The sequence below is a fragment of the Nocardia aegles genome (assembly GCF_052545135.1).
This window is the reverse complement of sequence record NZ_JBQWRI010000016.1, coordinates 1-19,004: the sequence shown is the minus strand read 5'-3', so window position 1 is coordinate 19,004 and position 19,004 is coordinate 1. Positions and strand designations below refer to the sequence as shown.

Here is a 19,004-nt window from a genome sequence, read left to right as displayed (position 1 = left end):
TCAGAAATAACCCTCTCGTTTGCGGTCTTCCATCGCGGCTTCGGAGACGCGGTCGTCGCCGCGGGTCGCGCCACGTTCGGTCAGTCGGGACGCGGCGACCTCGGCGAGGATCGCCTCGTTGTCGGCCGCGTCGGAAAGAATGGCGCCGGTGGAGGACCCGTCGCCCACGGTGCGGTAGCGCACCGATCTGGTCTCCAGCACCTCGCCCTCGCGCGGCCCGCCCCACACGCCGGGCGTCATCCACATGCCGTCGCGCAGGTACACCGGACGCTCGTGCGCGTAGTAGATGCTCGCCAGGTCGATATCCTTGCGGGCGATGTAGCGCCAGATGTCCAGCTCGGTCCAGTTGCTCAGTGGGAACACGCGCACATGCTCGCCCGGTGCGTGGCGCCCGTTGTACAGGTTCCACAACTCGGGACGCTGCCGCTTCGGGTCCCACTGGCCGAAGGCGTTGCGCAGCGAGAAGATCCGCTCCTTGGCGCGCGAGCGCTCCTCATCGCGGCGGCCGCCGCCGAAGACGGCATCGAAACGGTGTTCGCTGATGGCGTCCAGCAGGGGGACGGTCTGCAGTGGGTTGCGGATACCGTCCGGGCGCTCGGTGAGCCTGCCGTCGGCCAGGTAGTCCTCCACCTTCGCCACGTGCAGGCGCAGGCCGTAGCGCTCGACCACCCTGTCCCGGAACTCCAGCACCTCGGGCAGATTGTGCCCGGTGTCCACATGCAGCAGCGCGAACGGCAGCGGCGCGGGCCAGAACGCCTCGAGCGCCAGATGCAGCAGCACGGTGGAGTCCTTGCCGCCGGAGAACAGGATCACCGGCCGCTCGAACTCGCCCGCCACCTCGCGGAAGATGTGGATCGCCTCGGATTCCAGCGCGGCGAGGGTATCGAAATCGGTGATCCCGAGCGAACGTTGGTTGTGAATGGTCTCGGTCATGCTGTGTCCTTCTGCGCATGCCCGAGGGGCCCTACGTGGTTACGCAGGCTGCCTCCTCCGGGCCCTGACTCGGTCATGCTGTGTCTTTTTTTGGCATGCCCGAGGGGCCCTACGTGGTTACGCAGGCTGCCTCCTCCGGGCCCTGACTCGGTCATGCGGTGTGCAACCCGCATTCGGTTTTGGCGAGGCCGGCCCAACGGCCGCTTCGCGGATCGGCTCCCGGCTCCGGCTTCCGTGTGCACGGAGCGCAGCCGATGGACGGATACCCCTCCTCCACCAGGGGATTGACGAGGATGCCGTGCTTTTCGATGTAGTCCTGCATCTCGTCGTCGGACCACGGCGCGATCGGGTTGATCTTCACCAGTCCGAAGCCCTCGTCGAACGAGATCAGCGGTGCGTTCGCGCGGGTCGGCGCTTCCACCCGGCGGATGCCGGTGACCCAGGCGTTGTAGCCCGCGAGCGACTTCTTCAGCGGGACGACCTTGCGCAACCGGCAGCATTCGTTCGGCTCGCGGGCGAACAGGTCCTTGCCCAGCAGTCGGTCCTGTTCGGCCACGGAGTGTTCCGGCCGGACGTTGACCACGTTCACCCCGTACACGGCCTCTACCGCGTCCCGGGTGCCGATGGTCTCGGCGAAGTGGTAGCCCGTGTCGAGGAACAGCACGTCGACGCCGGCGCGCACGCCCGCGGCCAGGTGCACCAGCACGCCGTCCTGCATGTTGGAGGCGACGATGTAGTTCGCGCCGAAGGTGTCCTCGGTCCATTGCAGGAGTTCGGTCGCCGAGGCGCCGTCGAGTTCGGCGGCACCGCGCGCGGCGATGGCGCGGAGCTCGTCCTCGGACAGCTTTTCCGCGAGTTCGGTTGTCACAATTGATCTCCCGTCGACAGTTATCTCAGGTCGGCCTCGTCGGCGCGGACCGCCCACTGGGCGAACCGTTCGCCGTCCGAACGCTGCTTGACGAAGTTGCGCACCACCCGATCGATGTAGTCGCCGAGTTCGCCGGTAGTGACCTTGTGCTGGCGCAGCTTGCGCCCGAACGCGCTGTCGAAGCCGAGGCTGCCGCCGAGGTGAACCTGGAAGCCCTCCACCTGATTCCCGGCGCCGTCGTCGACCAGCTGACCCTTGAACCCGATATCGGCGATCTGCGAACGGGCGCAGGAGTTCGGGCAGCCGTTGATGTTGATGGTGATCGGAACATCCAGCTGCGCGTTGATATCCGCCAGCCGTTCCTCCAGCTCCGGCACCAGCGCCTGGGAGCGCTTGCGCGTCTCGGCGAAGGAGAGCTTGCAGAACTCGATGCCGGTGCAGGCCATCAGATTCCGCCGCCACAGCGAGGGCCGCGCCTGCAGACCGAGCGGTTCCAGCTCGTCGATCAGCGCGTCGACCTTGTCGTCGGGGACGTCGAGCACGATCAGTTTCTGGTACGGGGTGAACCGGACGCGATCGGAGCCGATCCGCTCGACCGCGTCGGCGACCTTGGTCAGCACGGTGCCCGACACCCGGCCCGCGATGGGGGAGAAGCCGACGGCGTTGAGCCCGTTGCGCAGCCGCTGCACGCCGACGTGGTCGATCGGTTTGGTCGGCTGCTCCGGCGCGGGGCCGTCGATCAGCTTGCGCTTCAGGTACTCGTCCTCCAGCACCTGGCGGAACTTCTCGATGCCCCAGTCCTTGATCAGGAACTTCAGGCGCGCCTTGGTGCGCAGGCGGCGGTAGCCGTAGTCGCGGAACACCGACACGACGGCTTCCCACACGTCCGGCACCTCGTCCAGCGGCACCCACACGCCCACCCGCTTGGCGAGCATCGGGTTGGTGGACAGTCCGCCGCCGACCCACAGGTCGAGACCGGGGCCGTGCTCGGGGTGCACGACACCGACGAACGCCACGTCGTTGATCTCGTGCACCACGTCCTGCTGGCCGGAGATCGCGGTCTTGAACTTGCGCGGCAGGTTGGAGTACTCCTTCTTGCCGATGTAGCGGCGCACGATCTCCTCGATCGCGGGCGTGGGGTCGATGATCTCGTTCAGCGACTCGCCCGCCAGCGGGGACCCGAGCACCACGCGCGGGCAGTCGCCGCACGCCTCGGTGGTCTTCAGGCCGACCGCCTCGATCCGCTTCCAGATCTCCGGGACGTTCTCCACCTCGATCCAGTGGTACTGCACGTTCTCCCGGTCGGACAGATCCGCGGTGTCCCTGGCGAACTCGGTGGAGATCCCGCCGAGCGTGCGCAGCTGCGCGAGGTTCAGCGCGCCACCGTCGCAGCGGATGCGCATCATGAAGTACTTGGCCTCGAGCAGGTCGATGTTCTCGTCACCGGTCCAGCTGCCGTCGTAGCCCTGCTCGCGCTGGGTGTACAGACCCCACCAGCGGAACCGGCCGCGCAGGTCGCCCTTGTCGATGCCGTCGAAGCCCGTCTTGGCGTAGATGTTCTCGATGCGGGCGCGGACGTTGAGCGGGTTGTCGTCCTTCTTGGACTGCTCGTTCGGGTTCAGCGGCTCGCGGTAACCCAGCGCCCACTGACCCTCTGCCTTGCGGCGCACTGGCTTGCCGGTGCGGACGCGCGGTCCGGTCGTGGTCGCCTCGGGACGCGGCCGATCCGGGCGCACCCGGCGTTCGGAGGCCGGGCGTTCGGGGCGCGCACGGCGCTCCGGCTGGGATTCGGGCGTGGGCTGATCGGTCGGACCGGCGTCGGTGTTCGACGTCATGGGGTCGCTCCTGCGGGGTGGGTGGTACATCCTGCTGAGGGGCGCGAGGGGCTGACTCACGCCTGCGGTGTCAGCGGGCCGATGAGATCGGGATCGCCGGGGACCCGGGGATCGGGCGCGCTGAACTACCGGAGAGAGCCGGGCAGACAGCAGGCGCTGCAAACGCGCTTGTAATCGACGTGGCGACGGGCCACCAGTCGAATCTCCAAAGCGCGCATGCGGCCTATTGTGCCACGTCAGCGATGGCCTTCCGACCCTGCGTCCAGTATTTTCCGTGATTTTGCGGGAAATCCCCTGGACGCTCGACCCCGTTTGTGACGGCAGTCATAGTTCAGGGGTGCGACCAGGCGCCGGATACGGCTCCTCGCCGTCTGTGACACTGCGCACCTCGCTTGACCTCGAGTGAGCTCGAGGTAGGACGCTCGGCGCCATGAGTACCACAGCTGCCGGCACCACCGCCGAACTCGAAGCCATCCGCGCGGTGGTGGCGAGCGTCCAGCACGCTCAGCAGAACGAACTCGTCGACGAGTTCGTCGCGCTGTTCCGGGCGGACGCGATCTGGACCACCGGGCACGGCAAACGCCTCTTCGGCCGGGCCGCCATCGCCGAGTTCACCGCACAGGTGCTGCCCGGCGCCACCGCGCACGGCACGGCGACCTACGAGGTGGAGCACGTGCTGTTCATCCGGCCGGACGTGGCCGCGGTGAAGGTGCGCCAGCGTCGCGGGCGTCCTGGACAGCGAAGGCAGCCCGATGTACGTGATGTCCAAGGAGGACGGCCGCTGGTTGCTCACCGCGAACCAGAACACTCCCGTCGTGGCGGACTGACGGCCCGTACCGCGGTCCCGGACGCCGCCGCGATCGCGGCGGCGTTCACACTGGACAGGTGACTTCTTCCGCCGCCACCACAAGCACCGACACCCCCGCGCCGGTGCTGCGTGACTTCGGCGACGGGCCGTTCGGGATCTACGTGCACGTACCGTTCTGCGCCACGCGGTGCGGCTACTGCGACTTCAACACCTACACCGCGGGGGAACTCGGCAGCTCGGCCTCGCCGCAGTCATGGCTGACGGCCCTGCGCGGCGAGCTGGCGACCGCCGCCGGGGAGTTCGCGGCGTTGCCCACCGCGACGCCGGAAGTGTCCACCGTTTTCGTCGGCGGGGGGACGCCCTCGCTGCTGGGCGGCGACGGGCTCGCCGCAGTGCTCGACGCCGTGCGCGCGGAGTTCACCCTCGCCGCCGGAGCCGAGGTCACCACGGAGTCCAATCCGGAATCCACCTCGCCGGAATTCTTCGAGCGCATCCGGGCCGCCGGGTTCACCAGGGTGTCGCTGGGCATGCAGTCCGCCGCGGCGCACGTGCTGAAGGTGCTCGACCGGACGCACACCCCCGGCCGCGCGGTGGCCGCCGCGCTGGAGGCACGCGCCGCGGGATTCGAGCACGTCAACCTCGACCTGATCTACGGAACGCCGGGCGAGCGCGCTGCCGATCTGGACGCGAGCCTGGACGCGGTGCTCGGCGCGGGTGTCGATCACGTCTCGGCCTACTCGCTGATCGTGGAGGACGGCACGGCGCTGGCCCGGCGGGTGCGCCGCGGCGAGTTGCCCGCGCCGGACGACGACGTGCTGGCCGCCCGCTACGAGCGCATCGACGCGCGGCTGCGCTCCGCGGGGTTCGGTTGGTACGAGGTGTCGAACTGGGCCGCGGGCGAGGCCGCGGTCTGCAGGCACAACCTCGGCTACTGGGACGGCGGCGACTGGCTCGGCGCCGGACCCGGCGCGCACAGTCATCTCGGTGGCGTGCGCTGGTGGAACGTGAAGCATCCCGCCCGATACGCCGATCGCGTCGGCGCGGGCGGGCTGCCCGCCGCGGGCTGGGAGGCGCTCGGCGCGGACGAGCGGTACACCGAGCGGGTCATGCTCGCCGTCCGGCTGCGCACCGGCCTGCCGCTGGCCGATCTGGCATCCTCCGCGCTCGCCGCCGTCGAGCGCGTGGTCACCGACGGCCTCGCCGTGCGCACTCCGGACGACCGGCTCGTCCTCACCGACCGCGGCCGTCTGCTCGCCGACGGTGTCGTCCGTGCACTGCTCGACTGAGCGCCGGGGGATCACGATCCGGTCAACGCGGTGCACTTTATGTCTCGTTCCGGTAACACGTCGCCCACCGGCCGCGTAGTCTGCGACCAACCCCAAGGAGACTCATGGCCTCGGCACCACGTATGACCCTTATCCACGAACCCGGCGAATTCGCGGAGGCGCGAGCAGCGGAGCGAGCGCAGAACGCGCTCCAGTGCGCCGTCGCCGCCCGCACGGTCGCCAGCTACGCCGAGAACGCCGCCGACTGCGAGTCGCTGCTGGCGATGCTCGGTCTCGACGCTCGCGCGGGCAAACAGGCGAAAGCGGGCGATCGCGGCTGACCGCTACGGCTCTGCCCGGCAGAGCGCGGTGTTGCGCCATTCTCGCGGGGAGAGCCCGTAGGCGGCGCGAAAGCGCCGGGCGAGATGCGACGGATCGCGGAAGCCCCAGCGGCGCGCGATCAGCGCGATCGTCCGGTGCTTCAGCTCCGGCCGGGTCAGATCGCCGCGCACCTGCTCCAGCCGCTGGCCGATGATCCACTGCTCGAGGCTGTAGTCGGTGTTCGCGTAGATCTTGTAGAGCTGCCGGACCGACATGTTGTGCGCCTTGGCGATCTGTTCCGCCCCGAGATCGGGATCGGAGAGGTTGCGCCGGACGTAGGCACGAATCCGGGACAGCAGGATGTCGTCCGGGACGACGGAGCCGTTGCCGTCGTCGGCGCCCGCCGACAACAACAGTCCCCGGATCAGCTCGATGCTGGCGCAGCCCGACAGCGCGGCCGCCGGGTCGGCGCTGAGCGCGTCGGCGGCGGCGGTCAGTTGGACGATGTGGTTGGCCACCAGCGGATAGTGCGGGCTGTCGCGCACCCTCGCGGCGGCTTGACCGATCAGATCGGCGGGCAGGCCGAGTTGATCGAGCGGCACGTACAGGCAGGTCGACGCACCGTCGCCGCGCCGGCTGAAGTCGTACGGCGCGTTCAGGTCGATGACCTCTAGATCGCCCGGCCGCACGACGCGCGGGACGCCGCCCTGCTCGTAGCGTCCGTCGCCCGCCTGCAGCACCGCGACCGCCAGCACCGGCGCGGGGGAGGCCCGCACCTGCTTCGGCGTCCGGATCAGCTGGATGCCCGAGGTGCGGGCGCGCACGACACTGGCCGCGCCGAACCGCCACATGTCGAACGTGGCGTGTACCCGCTCCTGCGGTCCGTCCAGTACGACATGGGACGGGACCGATGCCTCCTGTACCGCCGCGGCCACCGCGTCCGCTCGTTCGTGCGGCGCGATGGTGTCCGAGTCGAACACGACCGTCATCACAGCCTCCGTCGCGAATGGGACAGATTCGGCAATCCTCGCACGGAACCCGCCGGCCGAGCCGTGCATTCTGAGCCGAAGATCGTGCACGCAGAGTCGTTTTTCCGGCGGTTGCCCGGCATACGCTGTCCCACGGCGCTCGCTCGAGAGCGATTCCGGTTCGCCCGACCGTCTGTTCGGATCGAAGGGAACTGTCATGCCGACGATCACCACCATCGATGGCGTCGAGATCTACTACAAGGACTGGGGTGCCGGGCGACCCGTGGTGTTCAGCCATGGCTGGCCGCTGAACGGGGACGCCTGGGACAACCAGATGAACCTGGTGGCGCGGAACGGCTATCGCGCCATCGCGCACGATCGGCGTGCGCACGGCCGCTCGAGCGACGTGTGGGACGGGCACGACATGGACCACTACGCCGACGACCTCGCCGCAGTGCTGAACGAGCTGGACATCAAGGACGCGATTCTGGTCGGGCACTCCACCGGCGGCGGCGAGGTGACCAGGTACCTGTCCCGGCACGGCACCTCACGGGTCGCCAAGGCGGTGCTGCTCGGCGCGGTCCCGCCCTTGATGCTGAAAACCGGGAGCAATCCGGAAGGGACGCCGATCGAGGCGTTCGACGACATCCGCGCGGGCGTGGCGGCCGACCGCTCGCAGTTCTGGAAGGATCTGTCGGTCCCGTTCTACGGCGCCAACCGCCCGGGGTCGACGGTCTCGCAGGGGCTGCGCGATCACTTCTGGCTGATGGGCATGCAGGTGGGGCTCGGGGGCGCGTTCGACTGCGTCAGGGCGTTCTCGGAGACCGATTTCACCGCCGAGCTGCCGACTATCGAGATCCCGGTGCTCGTGGCGCACGGTGACGACGACCAGATCGTGCCGCTCGCCGCCGCGGGCGCCAAGACGGCGGAATTGCTACCGCGAGGCCAACTGAAGGTCTACCCCGGCGCTCCGCACGGCCTGTGCGGCGACTACGAGAAAGCGTTCGACGCCGATCTGCTGGACTTCCTGAAGAGCTGAGGAGCCGACACCCGAATGACGAACAGACGCTGCCCGCGCCGCGCCGTCGCCGCGCTGGCCCTCGCGCTCGCCGCCACGGTGTCGGCCGGGCCCGCCCAGGCGCAATCGCTGCCCACCGTCGTGCTCGTGCACGGCGCCTTCGCCGACACCACCAGCTGGGACGGCGTCGCCGCCGTGCTGCGCGAGCGGGGCTACCGCGTGCTGACGCCGGAGAACCCGCTGCGCGGACCTGCCTACGACGCCGCCGCCGTGCAGCGCACGCTGGACACGATCAGCGGTCCGGTCGTGCTGGCCGGGCATTCCTACGGTGGCTTCGTGATCAGCAACATCCACGATCCGAAGGTCGAATCGTTGGTGTACATCGCGGCTTTCGCACCGGCGCAGGGCGAAGTGGCCCAGGCCGCGCTCGACCCGATCCGCTTTCCGGGCAGTCGGCTGCTGCCGCCCGCCCTGCAAGTGAAGGTCGTCGACGACACCACGGGCATCGCCGGGAAGAACCTGGACGCCTATGTCGCGCCCGACAGCTTCACCGCCGTCTTCGCCCAGGACGTCGGTCCGGCGACGGCGGAGAACATGATCGCCCATCAGCGCTCCATCGCCGTGAAGGCCAACCTCGAACCGTCCGGGCCGCCCGCCTGGTCCGGGATCCCGAGCTGGTATCTGGTCTCCGGCGACGACCGGGTGATTCCGCCGTCCGCCCAGCGCTTCATGGCCCAGCGCATGGCGGCTCGAACCGGCGAGATCGACGCCTCACACGCCGCGCTGGTCTCCCGGCCCGACGCCGTTGCCGCGGTGATCGACGCCGCCGTTCCCCGTTGAGCACGGCCTCGCTCCCGGTTGAGAGGGATGTGTCGCACGGCGAGCGATCCGGTTACCGACAATTAGACTGGATCGACAGGCGAACCGTGATTCGCCTGCGATGTGTTGTGGCCACACGGGACGTCGGCGCCGGGTACGGCGGCACGGGAGACGAAAGCGAGGAGGTGCGGCCGATGTCGAGCACCGAGGATCGACGCTTCGAGGTCCTGCGCGCCATCGTCGCGGACTATGTCGCGACCAAGGAGCCGATCGGGTCGAAGACGCTGGTCGAGCGGCACAATCTCGGTGTTTCCAGCGCGACGGTGCGTAACGACATGGCGGTGCTCGAGGCGGAGGGCTACATCACGCAGCCGCACACGAGTTCCGGCCGGATCCCCACGGACAAGGGCTACCGGCAGTTCGTGGACCGGATCTCCGAAGTGAAACCGCTGTCGTCGGCGGAGCGCAGGGCGATCCTCGAGTTCCTGGAGTCCGGCGTCGACCTCGACGACGTGCTGCGCCGTGGCGTCCGCTTGCTGGCCCAGCTGACCAGGCAGGTCGCGGTCGTGCAGTACCCGACGGTCTCGGCGTCCACGGTGCGGCACATCGAGGTGGTGGCGCTCAATCCCGCCCGCCTGCTGCTGGTGGTGATCACCGACACCGGCCGCGTCGACCAGCGGCTGGTGGATCTCGGCGCGGTGATCGACGACGAGGACCTGGCCGCGCTGCGCGGCATGCTCGGCGGCGCGATGGACGGCAAACGGCTGGCAGCGGCCTCCGCGGCGGTCGCCGAGCTACCCGAGCACGCCCCGCTGCGGCTGCGCGACGTGCTGGTGCGGGTGTCCACGGTGCTGGTGGAGACCCTGGTGGAACACCCGGAAGAGCGCTTGGTGCTCGGCGGCACCGCCAACCTCACCCGCAACGCCGCCGACTTCGGTTTCCCCGGCTCGCTGCGCGCGGTCCTGGAGGCGCTCGAGGAGCAGGTGATCGTGCTCAAGCTGCTCGCCGCGGCCCAGCAACCGGGGACGGTCACGGTGCGGATCGGCGAGGAGACGCAGGTCGAGCAGATGCGCGGCACGTCGGTGGTGTCGACCGGCTACGGCGCGGCGGGGGCGGTGCTCGGCGGTATGGGCGTGCTCGGCCCGACCCGAATGGACTACCCGGGCACGATCGCCTCGGTGGCGGCCGTCGCCCGATACATCGGTGAGGTGCTCGCCGAGCGTTGACGCGGCGGCGCCACTGCTACGCTCGATCTTTCGGCCGGATAAAGTTGAGTGCACAAGACTAATGCTGTTGTCGGCGCTGCACACGCGGCGCGGGCACCGGCGGCACTGTCGAGAACGACCAAGGACTAGAGAACTCAAGTGGCACGGGACTACTACGGACTGCTCGGCGTCGCGAAGAACGCGACCGACCAGGAGATCAAGCGGGCATACCGCAAGCTGGCGCGTGAGCTCCACCCCGACGTGAACCCCGACGAGGCGGCGCAGGCCAAGTTCAAGGAAGTGTCGACCGCCTACGAGGTACTGTCGGATCCGGAGAAGCGGCGCATCGTCGACATGGGCGGCGACCCGCTGGAATCCGGCGGTGGCGGGGCCGGATTCAACGGCGCGGGCTTCGGTGGGCTCGGCGATGTGTTCGAGGCGTTCTTCGGCGGCATGGGCGGATCGGCCGGCGCGCGCAAGCCGCGCGGTCGCGTCCAGCCCGGCGCCGATTCGCTGATCCGCACCCGGCTCAGCCTGGCCGAATGCGCGGTCGGCGTGACCAAGCACCTGACCGTGGACACCGCGATCCTCTGCGACATCTGCCAGGGTTCCGGTACCAACGGCAAGTCCACGCCGGTGCGCTGCGAAACCTGTGGCGGGGCGGGCGAAGTACAGTCCGTGCAGCGGTCCTTCCTCGGCCAGGTGCTGACCTCGCGCCCGTGCCCGACCTGCCGCGGCGCGGGCGAGACCATCCCGGACCCGTGCCACAAGTGCGGTGGCGACGGCCGGGTGCGGGCGCGCCGGGAGATCGCGGCCCCGATTCCGGCCGGCGTCGCGAACGGCATGCGGGTGCGGCTGGCCGCGCAAGGCGAGGTCGGCCCGGGCGGCGGTCACGCGGGCGACCTGTACGTCGAGATCGTGGAGCAGCCGCACGACGTGTTCGTCCGCGACGGCGACGATCTCCACTGCACCATCCGGGTGCCGATGGTGGACGCGGCGCTGGGCACCACCGTCGTGATCGACACCATCCTGGACGGCCCGACCGAGCTGACCATTCCGGCGGGCACCCAGCCCGGTGAGATCTCGGTGCTGCGCGGTCACGGCATGCCGCGGCTGCGCTCGAGCGCGCGCGGCGACCTGCTGGCGCATCTGGACATCGTGATCCCGGCCAAGCTGGACAGCAAGCAGGCCGAGCTGTTGCGCAAGTACAAGGGATTGCGCGAGCGGGAGCGCGCCGAGGTGATGTCGGCGCAGTCCGAGCACAACAGCGGCCTGTTCGCGCGGCTGCGCGCGTCCTTCAGCGGGCGCTAGGTGGCTGCGACGGTCTTCTACCTCGACGAGGTGCCCGAGCCGGGCTCGGTCGCGGTGCTCGACGGCCCGGAGGGCAGGCACGCCGCCACGGTGCGCCGCATCCGGGTCGGCGAGCCGATCACCCTCTCCGACGGACGAGGGGTGCTCGCCGCATCGGAAGTCGTTGCCGCGCAACGGGACCGGCTCGAACTCGCGGTGCGCGACCGGGTGCTGGCGGCCCCGCAGGCGCCGCCGGTGACCGTCGTGCAGGCGCTGCCGAAATCCGATCGCTCGGAACTGGCGGTCGAGCTGATGACCGAGGCGGGCGCGGACGTCGTCGTCCCCTGGCAGGCCGCGCGTTGCGTCGCGAACTGGGAGGGCAAGGCGGCCAAGGGCGTCGAGAAGTGGCGCGCTGCGGCCCGATCGGCCGCCCGGCAGTCCCGCCGGGCCTACATTCCGGAAGTCACCGACCTGCACCGCACCCAGGATGTGCTGGAGCTGGTCCGCTCGGCGAAGGCGCGCGGCGCGATCGTCGCGGCGCTGCACGAATCCGGCACCGCCCGCTTCACCGCATTGCCGTTCGCCGACACCGGCGAGATCGTCCTGGTGGTGGGCCCGGAAGGCGGGCTGGACGACGCGGAGCTCACGGCCTTGGCCGCAGCGGGCGCGGACATCACCTTGCTCGGCCCGACCGTGCTGCGTACCTCCACCGCGGCAGCGGTCGCGCTCGGCGCGCTCGGCGCGCTGACGCCGCGCTGGTGACGGTCTCCGCCGACCGCGGCCGTCTTCCGTACCGGCTCGTATTGCGAGCGCCTTCCGCCGAGCGCCGATGTGTCGGCCGCCGCGACCTCGCCTCCGCTGCCGTCCCCACCGTTCCGGCCGGTGCGACGTTTTCGTGATTTCACCGAGGATTGGGCGCGGCGACGTGGGGGCATGCGGTGAGAGGTCGATCTTGCTCCCGGCTTATTCACTGGGCGGTGTCGGTGGGGCGGGTTAAACTTTCTCCATACAGCACCAGTCGAGACCGGAAAGCAGGCTATAGCCACTTTTGAGAACACAAGGCGAGATCGGCGACCCGACCACCCCAGCGGCGGGCATCGGCGCCGGCGACAACGGTTCGGGTCCCGCAGCGCGCACCGTGCGCTCGAGCATCGAACTCGCTCCCGAATCCGTGTTCCCCTTCCTCGGTTCGGCCGACCAGAATCTTCGCGAACTGGAAACGCTGCTCGACGCGGACATTCACGTCCGCGGGAATTCCGTCACCCTCACCGGCAAGGCGGCCGACGTCGCGCTCGCCGAGCGGGTCATCGAGCAGTTGGTCGCGCTGACCGGCCGCAACCGCGTGGTGACTCCCGAGGCGGTACGGCACACCGTCTCGATGCTCACCGAGGGCTCCAGCGAGTCCCCCGCCGAGGTGCTCAGCCTGGACATCCTGTCCCGGCGGGGCAAGACCATCCGGCCCAAGACGCTGAACCAGAAGCGCTACGTCGACGCGATCGACGCCAACACCATCGTGTTCGGCATCGGCCCCGCGGGCACCGGCAAGACCTATCTGGCGATGGCCAAGGCGGTCCAGGCGCTGCAGACCAAGCAGGTCAACCGGATCATCCTCACCCGCCCGGCGGTCGAGGCGGGGGAGCGGCTCGGCTTCCTGCCCGGCACGCTGAACGAGAAGATCGATCCGTACCTGCGCCCGCTCTACGACGCGCTGCACGACATGATGGACCCGGAGGCCATTCCGAAGCTGATGGCAGCCGGCGTCATCGAGGTCGCGCCGCTGGCGTACATGCGCGGGCGGACCCTGAACGACTCGTTCATCATCCTCGACGAGGCGCAGAACACCACTGCCGAGCAGATGAAGATGTTCCTCACCCGCCTAGGTTTCGGCTCGAAGATCGTGGTGACCGGTGACGTGACGCAGGTCGATCTGCCGACCGGCGCCCGTTCCGGTCTGCGTGCCGCCGGCGAAATCCTGACCGAGATCGATGACATCCACTTCGCGGAGCTGACCAGCAGCGACGTGGTCCGCCACCGCCTGGTCTCGGATATCGTCGACGCCTACGACCGCTTCGAGGCCCAGTCACGTCCGCAGGTCGCCCCGCATTACGGCGGCAACCGGGCGCAGCGCCGCGCGGCGAGCCGGGCCGACCGGCGATAACTCGTCTCGCCGGGCGGGGCTCCGCTCCGCCGACACGATCGACGGGATCGTAGGCTGTTCGGGTGAGCATCGAGATCGCCAACGAGTCGGGTATCGACGTACCCGAAGAAGAGCTGGTCAGCGTCGCGCGGTTCGTGATCGCCCGGATGGACGTGCACCCCGCCGCGGAGCTGTCGATGGTGCTCGTCGATCTCGACACCATGGCCGACCTGCACATGCGCTGGATGGACCTGCCCGGCCCGACCGATGTCATGTCCTTCCCGATGGACGAACTCGAGCCGGGCGGGCGGCCCGACAGCCCCGAACCCGGTCCGTCCATGCTCGGCGACATCGTGCTGTGCCCGGAGTTCGCCGCGGGCCAGGCGCGTAAGGCCGGGCACTCCCTCGAGCACGAACTCGCGTTGCTGACCGTGCACGGCGTGCTGCACCTGCTCGGCTACGACCACGCCGAGCCGGACGAGGAGAAGGAGATGTTCGCGTTGCAGGCCCGGCTGCTCGAGGAGTGGTACGAGAGCCTGCGGGAGGCTCAGCGGCGCGCCGAACTGGCCGAACGCGACGCGCGGTTGCTGGGTAAGGCGGGCTTCACCACACCGGGTGACTCCCTGGGTCCCGCGTGAATTCCCTGCCCCTCGTTCTGCTCGCGGTCCTGCTCATCTTGGTGGGTGGGATCTTCGCCGGGGTCGATTCCGCCCTGAACACGATCTCGCCCGCCCGCGTCGAGGACCTGGTGCGTGCCGACCGGTCCGGCGCCGTGCGGCTGAGCCGGGTCGTCGACGACCGCGCCCGCTACGTGAATCTCATCGTGCTGCTGCGCATCCTGTGCGAGATCGGCGCGACAGTGCTGTTGGCGGCGGGACTGATGACACTGTGGGGCCGGAACTGGGCGCTGCTGATCACCGCGCTGGTGATGGTGCTGGTGTCCTACGTGGTGATCGGTGTCGGCCCGCGCACACTGGGCAGGCAGCACGCGTACTCCATCGCGCTGGCCGCGGCCCTGCCCCTGCAGTTCATCGGCGCGCTGCTCGGTCCGATCAGCAGGCTGCTGATTCTCATCGGTAACGCGATCACCCCCGGTAAAGGTTTTCGCAACGGGCCTTTCGCTTCCGAGATCGAGTTGCGCGAGGTGGTCGAGATGGCCGGCGAGCGGGGGGTGGTCGCCGACGACGAACGACGAATGATCCAGTCGGTCTTCGAACTCGGCGACACGGCGGCGCGTGCGGTGATGGTGCCGCGCACCGAGATGGTCTGGATCGAAGCGGACAAGACCGCGGCACAGGCGATGTCGCTGGCGGTGCGTTCCGGGCATTCGCGAATCCCGGTGATCGGCGAGAACGTCGACGATATTCGCGGTGTGGTGTATCTGAAAGACCTCGTGCCGTTCGCCGAGCGCAGCCGCAAGGTGCGGGTGCGCGAGGTGATGCGTCCCGCGATGTTCATGCCCGACTCCAAACCGCTGGACAGGCTGCTCGACGAGATGCAGCGCAGGCGCAATCACATGGCGTTGCTGGTGGACGAGTACGGCGGCATCGCGGGTCTGGTGACCATCGAGGACGTGCTGGAGGAGATCGTGGGAGAGATCGCCGACGAGTACGACGTCGACGAGACTCCGCCCGTCGAAGATCTCGGCGCCGGCCGTTATCGTGTGTCGGCCCGGCTGCCGGTGGAGGATCTCGGCGAGCTGTTCGGGCTGGAGATCGAGGAGGAGGACGTCGACACCGTCGGCGGCCTGCTCGCGCACGAACTGGGCCGGGTGCCGCTACCCGGTTCGAAGATCGAAGCGCACGGGTTGGTGCTGCGCGGCGAAGGCGGCCCGGACGCGCGGGGCCGGATGCGGGTGAACACCGTGGTGGTACGCAAAGCGCGCGAGAAGGTCCCAGCTGGGAAGACCAACGGGGACAATCCCCATGGCAAGCGCAAGGCGAACGGATCGGAGCGGGAGATCGCGGCCGATCGCGACGAGGACGGAGACAGCGAATGACCGAACTGGACGCCGAGGACAACAAGCTGGTCGTGCTGGCCCGTGGGGCACTCGGCCGCACCGGCGGGGCGAGTGGAGCCGCGATCCGCGACACCGACGGCCGCACCTACGCGGCGGGCGAGGTCACGTTGGCCGCGTTGCGGTTGACGGCCCTGCAAGCCGCCGTGGCCGCGGCATTGTCCAGCGGTGCGGAGGGGTTCGAGGCGGCCGTCGTGGTCGGCGGTCGGTTGTCCGACTTCGGTGTGACCGCGGTACGGGAGGTTTCGGCGGAGGCGCGGATCATCTTCACCGATCGCGACGGCGCGGTGTTCGAGATCGTCGACGACTCCGCTGACGCGGGCGACGCGGTGAGCGCCGACTCCGGTGAGGTCCGCGGTGGCTGACGCGCGGGAGAAGGGCGAATTCCGTTCCGGATTCGTCTGTTTCGTCGGTCGTCCGAACACCGGCAAATCGACTTTGACCAACGCGTTGGTCGGCGCGAAGATCGCGATCACCTCCTCGCGTCCGCAGACCACCAGGCACACGATTCGCGGCATCGTGCACCGCGAGCACGCCCAGTTGATCCTGGTCGACACCCCCGGCTTGCACCGCCCGCGCACGCTGCTCGGCCAGCGCCTCAATGACCTTGTGCGCGATACGTATTCGGAAGTCGACGTGATCGCGCTGTGCATTCCGGCCGACGAGAAGATCGGGCCGGGCGACCGCTGGATCGTGCAGCAGGTCAAGCAGATGGCGCCGAAGACCACGTTGCTCGGCGTGGTCACCAAGATCGACAAGGTGAGCCGGGAGCAGATCGCCGGACAATTGCTCGCCATCTCCCAACTGCTCGGCCCCGAGGCCGATGTGGTGCCGGTGTCGGCGGTCGAGGGCGAGCAGGTCGAGGTGCTCGTCGACGTGATCGCGTCGAAGATGCCGGAGGGCCCGGCTTTCTACCCCGACGGCGAGCTCACCGACGAGCCGGAGGAAACACTGATGGCCGAGCTCATCCGCGAGGCCGCGCTGGAAGGTGTGCGCGACGAGTTGCCGCACTCGCTGGCCGTCGTCATCGAAGAAGTCCTGCCCTATGAGGACCGCGAGGACATGCTCGACGTGCACGCCTTGCTCTATGTCGAGCGACCCAGCCAGAAGGCGATCGTCATCGGCAAGGGCGGTTCCCGGCTGAAAGAGGTCGGCACCAATGCCCGTAAGCAGATCGAACATATTCTCGGCACCCGGATCTACCTGAACCTGCATGTGAAGGTGGCCAAGGACTGGCAGCGCGACCCGAAACAGCTGGGCAAGCTCGGTTTCTGACCGGTTCGGTCGTCGGCGGCCTGCTCGATCGATCTCCGGAAGCGTCGGTTCGTGTGGCTACCGAGGGCTGGACCGTAGCTGTAGGTGCGGGGCGGTGTCAGCCGTCGAGTTTCACGGTTTCCTGGATCAGTTTCCACGCGGCCGCGCAGGGATCGGGTGGGGTGTGCTGGTCGCGGTCGCGGATCCACCAGGTGACGGTGCCCGAATCGGCGGCCGATGCCCCGCACGAGCCCGGGTCGCGGGGGTCGTGCCAGTAGAAGCCGCCGAAACTTTCGGTCACCAGGTTCTCGGTCTGGTAACCGAGAGACGCTGCCGTCTGCCGGTCGAACATCAGTGAGTTCTTCTGGAACCACGCGTAACTGATGTCGACGATTCCGCCGCCTGCGGAGGCGGAGATACCGACCCAGGAACAGATCGTCGGCGAATCCACCGGCTGCAGCGCGGTCACTGCCGCGGTGTGCTCGATCGTCGCGATCGACAGCGGCCCGCACCCGGCGAGCTCGCTGGCCTCGGCGGATTCGTATGGTGTCTGGGCCTTTTCACCGCTGGAGCAGCCGGCCAGCAGCCCGAGCGCGATCAGCGCCGCTACTCGCGCCCGGATTCGCCTGCTCACCATGTGCGTTACCTCTTCGTCAGCGATGTCGTGGCCAGCTTCGTGGCGGCGGTGCACTCGTCGGCGGCCGGTCGGGCGGTGGATTCGACGGTCCAGGCGATGAAGTCACCGGCACCGGAGGACACCGCGACCTCACACGAACGCGCGCCGAGCCAGGCGAATCCGGCGTGTCCATCGACGTCGATCGTGGTACGGGTGGCGTTTCCGCCCTGGTTGTCGGTGCGATATTCGTTGATCGGGCTGCCCCGGAACCATTTGAACGTGATACTCGATCCCGCTGAGTCCGCCTCCCACCGGCACAACAGCGGATCAGTGGACATCAGCCGCATCCGACCCAACCCCGAGATATCCGTGATCTCGGCGTCGCCGGCCGAGCCGCATTGCCCGACGAACATCGGCTCCGATTGTGTCTGCGCGGTCGAGGCGGGGGCCGCGGTGACGGAACCGGCACGGCTACAGCCGGGCAGTGTCGTCGCGGCCAGTACGGTCATCCCGATCCCGATCCACGACTGAATACGCACGGATGCCGATGGTAACGGTCGGCGGCTCGATTGGCCGGGTTGCGGATTCGGTGGTGCGGGTGTCGATTGCCTTTCGCCCGTGACACCCTGCTCGAGGTCGACGCCACGGCGTCCGCCCGGACTTATGCGTCGGCTCCGGCTCCGTGCAGCACCAGGTCAACGGTGTGGTCGAGGTGTTCCAAGGCCGTGCACCTCACCCCTTCACCTACGCCGCAACTCGTCGACACCGCCGCGAGTACGACGCGATCGAGAGCTGTCGGCATCTCCTGACGGCCCGCGACCGGAGTTCGACGCTGCCTGCCCCGATTCGGCCCGTTCGGGTCTTATCCTGCGCATGTGACGAAGCAACCGGCGCGCTCGGCACATCGACTCCGGCGGCGGGTGGCGCCGCTGATCGTGGGGCTCCTGCTGGCGCTGGGCGGTGCCGCGACCCGGCCGTTCACCTGGCAGGCGACCGCGATGGTCGTGGTAGCGGCTGTTGCGGCGACGGTGCTGGCGTTCCGGGTACGAATCGAGCGGCCCCCGCGCACCGCCCGGCTCACGCGCGGCCTGGCCGTGTGGTCGGCGCTGCTGGTCGCGGCGTCGCTATGGGAGGTCTACGCACTTCTGCGGCAGCCCGCCCTGAACCGGCCGAGTTACGAACACCCGACACTGTCCACACTGCTGGACCCGGCGCTCGAACAATGGCCGCTGCGGTTCGCCGGATGGCTGGTGTGGCTGGCCGCCGGATGGTTGCTGGTGTCCCGATGAGCGATCGAGCTGTCATCCTGCTCGGCTTCGGCCTGCTCCTGGCGGCCGCGCTCGTCGCGGTAGCGGTCACGCGGCTGCGCCGGGACCCGGTCGCGTCGTTGGGCGAGACGATCGGGTACCTGACCGGCACCCGGGCGATGAGAATCACCGCCGTGCTGGTGTGGGCGTGGCTCGGCTGGCACTTCCTGGCCCGGTGACGCGCGGGCCTGCGCCGAATCGTTCATGCGTGACCACATCGGCCCGGCTCACGTGTAGTACGCGGCCGCCGCATACGCCGACGAAGGAGCACCCGCAGCCGGCCGCCGGCCAGGTCGAGCCGCCAGCCGGCCACTATGACCCGCGTGCATCGGGCCGTGAGCTT

22 protein-coding genes are annotated in these 19,004 nt (G+C 69.0%); 15 read left to right on the top strand and 7 right to left on the bottom strand.

The features are described from left to right. From cysD to ACT89H_RS27970, 4 genes are all read right to left on the bottom strand, one after another. Window positions 1–933, bottom strand: a complete 933-nt coding sequence (cysD, locus tag ACT89H_RS27985; protein WP_445111661.1) for a sulfate adenylyltransferase subunit CysD — start codon at window positions 931–933, stop codon at window positions 1–3. A gap of 151 nt (window positions 934–1,084) precedes the next feature. Further along, window positions 1,085–1,801 (bottom strand): phosphoadenylyl-sulfate reductase, encoded by a 717-nt coding sequence (locus ACT89H_RS27980; protein WP_445111660.1) that lies wholly within the window; start codon window positions 1,799–1,801, stop codon window positions 1,085–1,087. Between the two features lie 20 nt (window positions 1,802–1,821). Next, window positions 1,822–3,636, bottom strand: coding sequence for a nitrite/sulfite reductase (locus ACT89H_RS27975; protein ID WP_445111659.1), 1,815 nt, complete (start codon window positions 3,634–3,636; stop codon window positions 1,822–1,824). 125 nt (window positions 3,637–3,761) lie between these two features. Next, complete coding sequence (locus ACT89H_RS27970) at window positions 3,762–3,854, bottom strand: Ms4527A family Cys-rich leader peptide (protein ID WP_350356343.1); 93 nt, start codon at window positions 3,852–3,854, stop codon at window positions 3,762–3,764. A 212-nt stretch (window positions 3,855–4,066) separates the two neighbouring features. Here ACT89H_RS27970 and ACT89H_RS27965 point away from each other — a divergent pair, with 212 nt between their 5' ends. From ACT89H_RS27965 to ACT89H_RS27955, 3 genes are all read left to right on the top strand, one after another. Further along, window positions 4,067–4,525 (top strand): SgcJ/EcaC family oxidoreductase, encoded by a 459-nt coding sequence (locus tag ACT89H_RS27965; RefSeq protein ID WP_445111658.1) that lies wholly within the window; start codon window positions 4,067–4,069, stop codon window positions 4,523–4,525. Further along, the gene (hemW, locus tag ACT89H_RS27960) at window positions 4,522–5,730 is read left to right on the top strand and encodes a radical SAM family heme chaperone HemW (RefSeq protein WP_445111657.1); all 1,209 of its coding nucleotides are present in this window, start codon (window positions 4,522–4,524) and stop codon (window positions 5,728–5,730) included. Before ACT89H_RS27965 ends, hemW begins: the two co-directional genes overlap by 4 nt. A gap of 104 nt (window positions 5,731–5,834) precedes the next feature. After that, window positions 5,835–6,050 carry a hypothetical protein gene (locus tag ACT89H_RS27955; protein ID WP_445111656.1) on the top strand — a complete coding sequence of 72 codons (216 nt, stop codon included), beginning with the start codon at window positions 5,835–5,837 and terminating at the stop codon, window positions 6,048–6,050. A 3-nt stretch (window positions 6,051–6,053) separates the two neighbouring features. Here the strand turns inward: ACT89H_RS27955 and ACT89H_RS27950 are convergent, their stop codons facing one another. Next, window positions 6,054–7,019, bottom strand: a complete 966-nt coding sequence (locus ACT89H_RS27950; RefSeq protein WP_445111655.1) for a helix-turn-helix domain-containing protein — start codon at window positions 7,017–7,019, stop codon at window positions 6,054–6,056. A 196-nt stretch (window positions 7,020–7,215) separates the two neighbouring features. Here ACT89H_RS27950 and ACT89H_RS27945 point away from each other — a divergent pair, with 196 nt between their 5' ends. The 10 genes from ACT89H_RS27945 to era all read left to right on the top strand — a co-directional run bounded on the left by ACT89H_RS27945 (window position 7,216) and on the right by era (window position 16,759). After that, window positions 7,216–8,037, top strand: a complete 822-nt coding sequence (locus tag ACT89H_RS27945; RefSeq protein ID WP_445111654.1) for an alpha/beta fold hydrolase — start codon at window positions 7,216–7,218, stop codon at window positions 8,035–8,037. Window positions 8,038–8,052: 15 nt separating this feature from the next. Next, the gene (locus ACT89H_RS27940) at window positions 8,053–8,856 is read left to right on the top strand and encodes an alpha/beta fold hydrolase (RefSeq protein ID WP_445111653.1); all 804 of its coding nucleotides are present in this window, start codon (window positions 8,053–8,055) and stop codon (window positions 8,854–8,856) included. A gap of 173 nt (window positions 8,857–9,029) precedes the next feature. Then, entirely contained in the window at window positions 9,030–10,061 is a 1,032-nt protein-coding gene (gene hrcA, locus ACT89H_RS27935) for a heat-inducible transcriptional repressor HrcA (RefSeq protein WP_445111652.1), read from the top strand. Window positions 10,062–10,199: 138 nt separating this feature from the next. Further along, complete coding sequence (dnaJ, locus tag ACT89H_RS27930; protein WP_445111651.1) at window positions 10,200–11,351, top strand: molecular chaperone DnaJ; 1,152 nt, start codon at window positions 10,200–10,202, stop codon at window positions 11,349–11,351. Continuing rightward, on the top strand, window positions 11,352–12,092 hold the full coding sequence (locus ACT89H_RS27925; protein WP_445111650.1) for a 16S rRNA (uracil(1498)-N(3))-methyltransferase: 741 nt from the start codon (window positions 11,352–11,354) through the stop codon (window positions 12,090–12,092). A 334-nt stretch (window positions 12,093–12,426) separates the two neighbouring features. Next, window positions 12,427–13,488, top strand: coding sequence for a PhoH family protein (locus ACT89H_RS27920; protein WP_445111701.1), 1,062 nt, complete (start codon window positions 12,427–12,429; stop codon window positions 13,486–13,488). 62 nt (window positions 13,489–13,550) lie between these two features. Beyond that, the gene (gene ybeY / locus ACT89H_RS27915) at window positions 13,551–14,105 is read left to right on the top strand and encodes an rRNA maturation RNase YbeY (RefSeq protein ID WP_445111649.1); all 555 of its coding nucleotides are present in this window, start codon (window positions 13,551–13,553) and stop codon (window positions 14,103–14,105) included. Next, on the top strand, window positions 14,102–15,466 hold the full coding sequence (locus tag ACT89H_RS27910) for a hemolysin family protein (RefSeq protein ID WP_445111648.1): 1,365 nt from the start codon (window positions 14,102–14,104) through the stop codon (window positions 15,464–15,466). The genes ybeY and ACT89H_RS27910 overlap by 4 nt, the downstream gene beginning before the upstream one ends. Next, window positions 15,463–15,849: a cytidine deaminase-like protein gene (locus ACT89H_RS27905; protein ID WP_445111647.1), complete on the top strand. Its 387-nt coding sequence runs from the start codon at window positions 15,463–15,465 to the stop codon at window positions 15,847–15,849. The genes ACT89H_RS27910 and ACT89H_RS27905 overlap by 4 nt, the downstream gene beginning before the upstream one ends. Next, complete coding sequence (gene era, locus ACT89H_RS27900; protein WP_445111646.1) at window positions 15,842–16,759, top strand: GTPase Era; 918 nt, start codon at window positions 15,842–15,844, stop codon at window positions 16,757–16,759. The genes ACT89H_RS27905 and era overlap by 8 nt, the downstream gene beginning before the upstream one ends. Window positions 16,760–16,856: 97 nt before the next feature. Here the strand turns inward: era and ACT89H_RS27895 are convergent, their stop codons facing one another. Together ACT89H_RS27895 and ACT89H_RS27890 are read right to left on the bottom strand one after the other, a co-directional pair. Then, entirely contained in the window at window positions 16,857–17,375 is a 519-nt protein-coding gene (locus tag ACT89H_RS27895; RefSeq protein ID WP_445111645.1) for a DUF3558 family protein, read from the bottom strand. A 5-nt stretch (window positions 17,376–17,380) separates the two neighbouring features. Then, entirely contained in the window at window positions 17,381–17,893 is a 513-nt protein-coding gene (locus ACT89H_RS27890; RefSeq protein ID WP_445111644.1) for a DUF3558 family protein, read from the bottom strand. Between the two features lie 336 nt (window positions 17,894–18,229). Between ACT89H_RS27890 and ACT89H_RS27885 the strand changes: the two genes are divergently transcribed. Continuing rightward, window positions 18,230–18,643 (top strand): hypothetical protein, encoded by a 414-nt coding sequence (locus ACT89H_RS27885; protein ID WP_445111643.1) that lies wholly within the window; start codon window positions 18,230–18,232, stop codon window positions 18,641–18,643. Then, the gene (locus ACT89H_RS27880; RefSeq protein WP_445111642.1) at window positions 18,640–18,840 is read left to right on the top strand and encodes a DUF6186 family protein; all 201 of its coding nucleotides are present in this window, start codon (window positions 18,640–18,642) and stop codon (window positions 18,838–18,840) included. Before ACT89H_RS27885 ends, ACT89H_RS27880 begins: the two co-directional genes overlap by 4 nt. Window positions 18,841–19,004 lie beyond the last annotated feature (164 nt).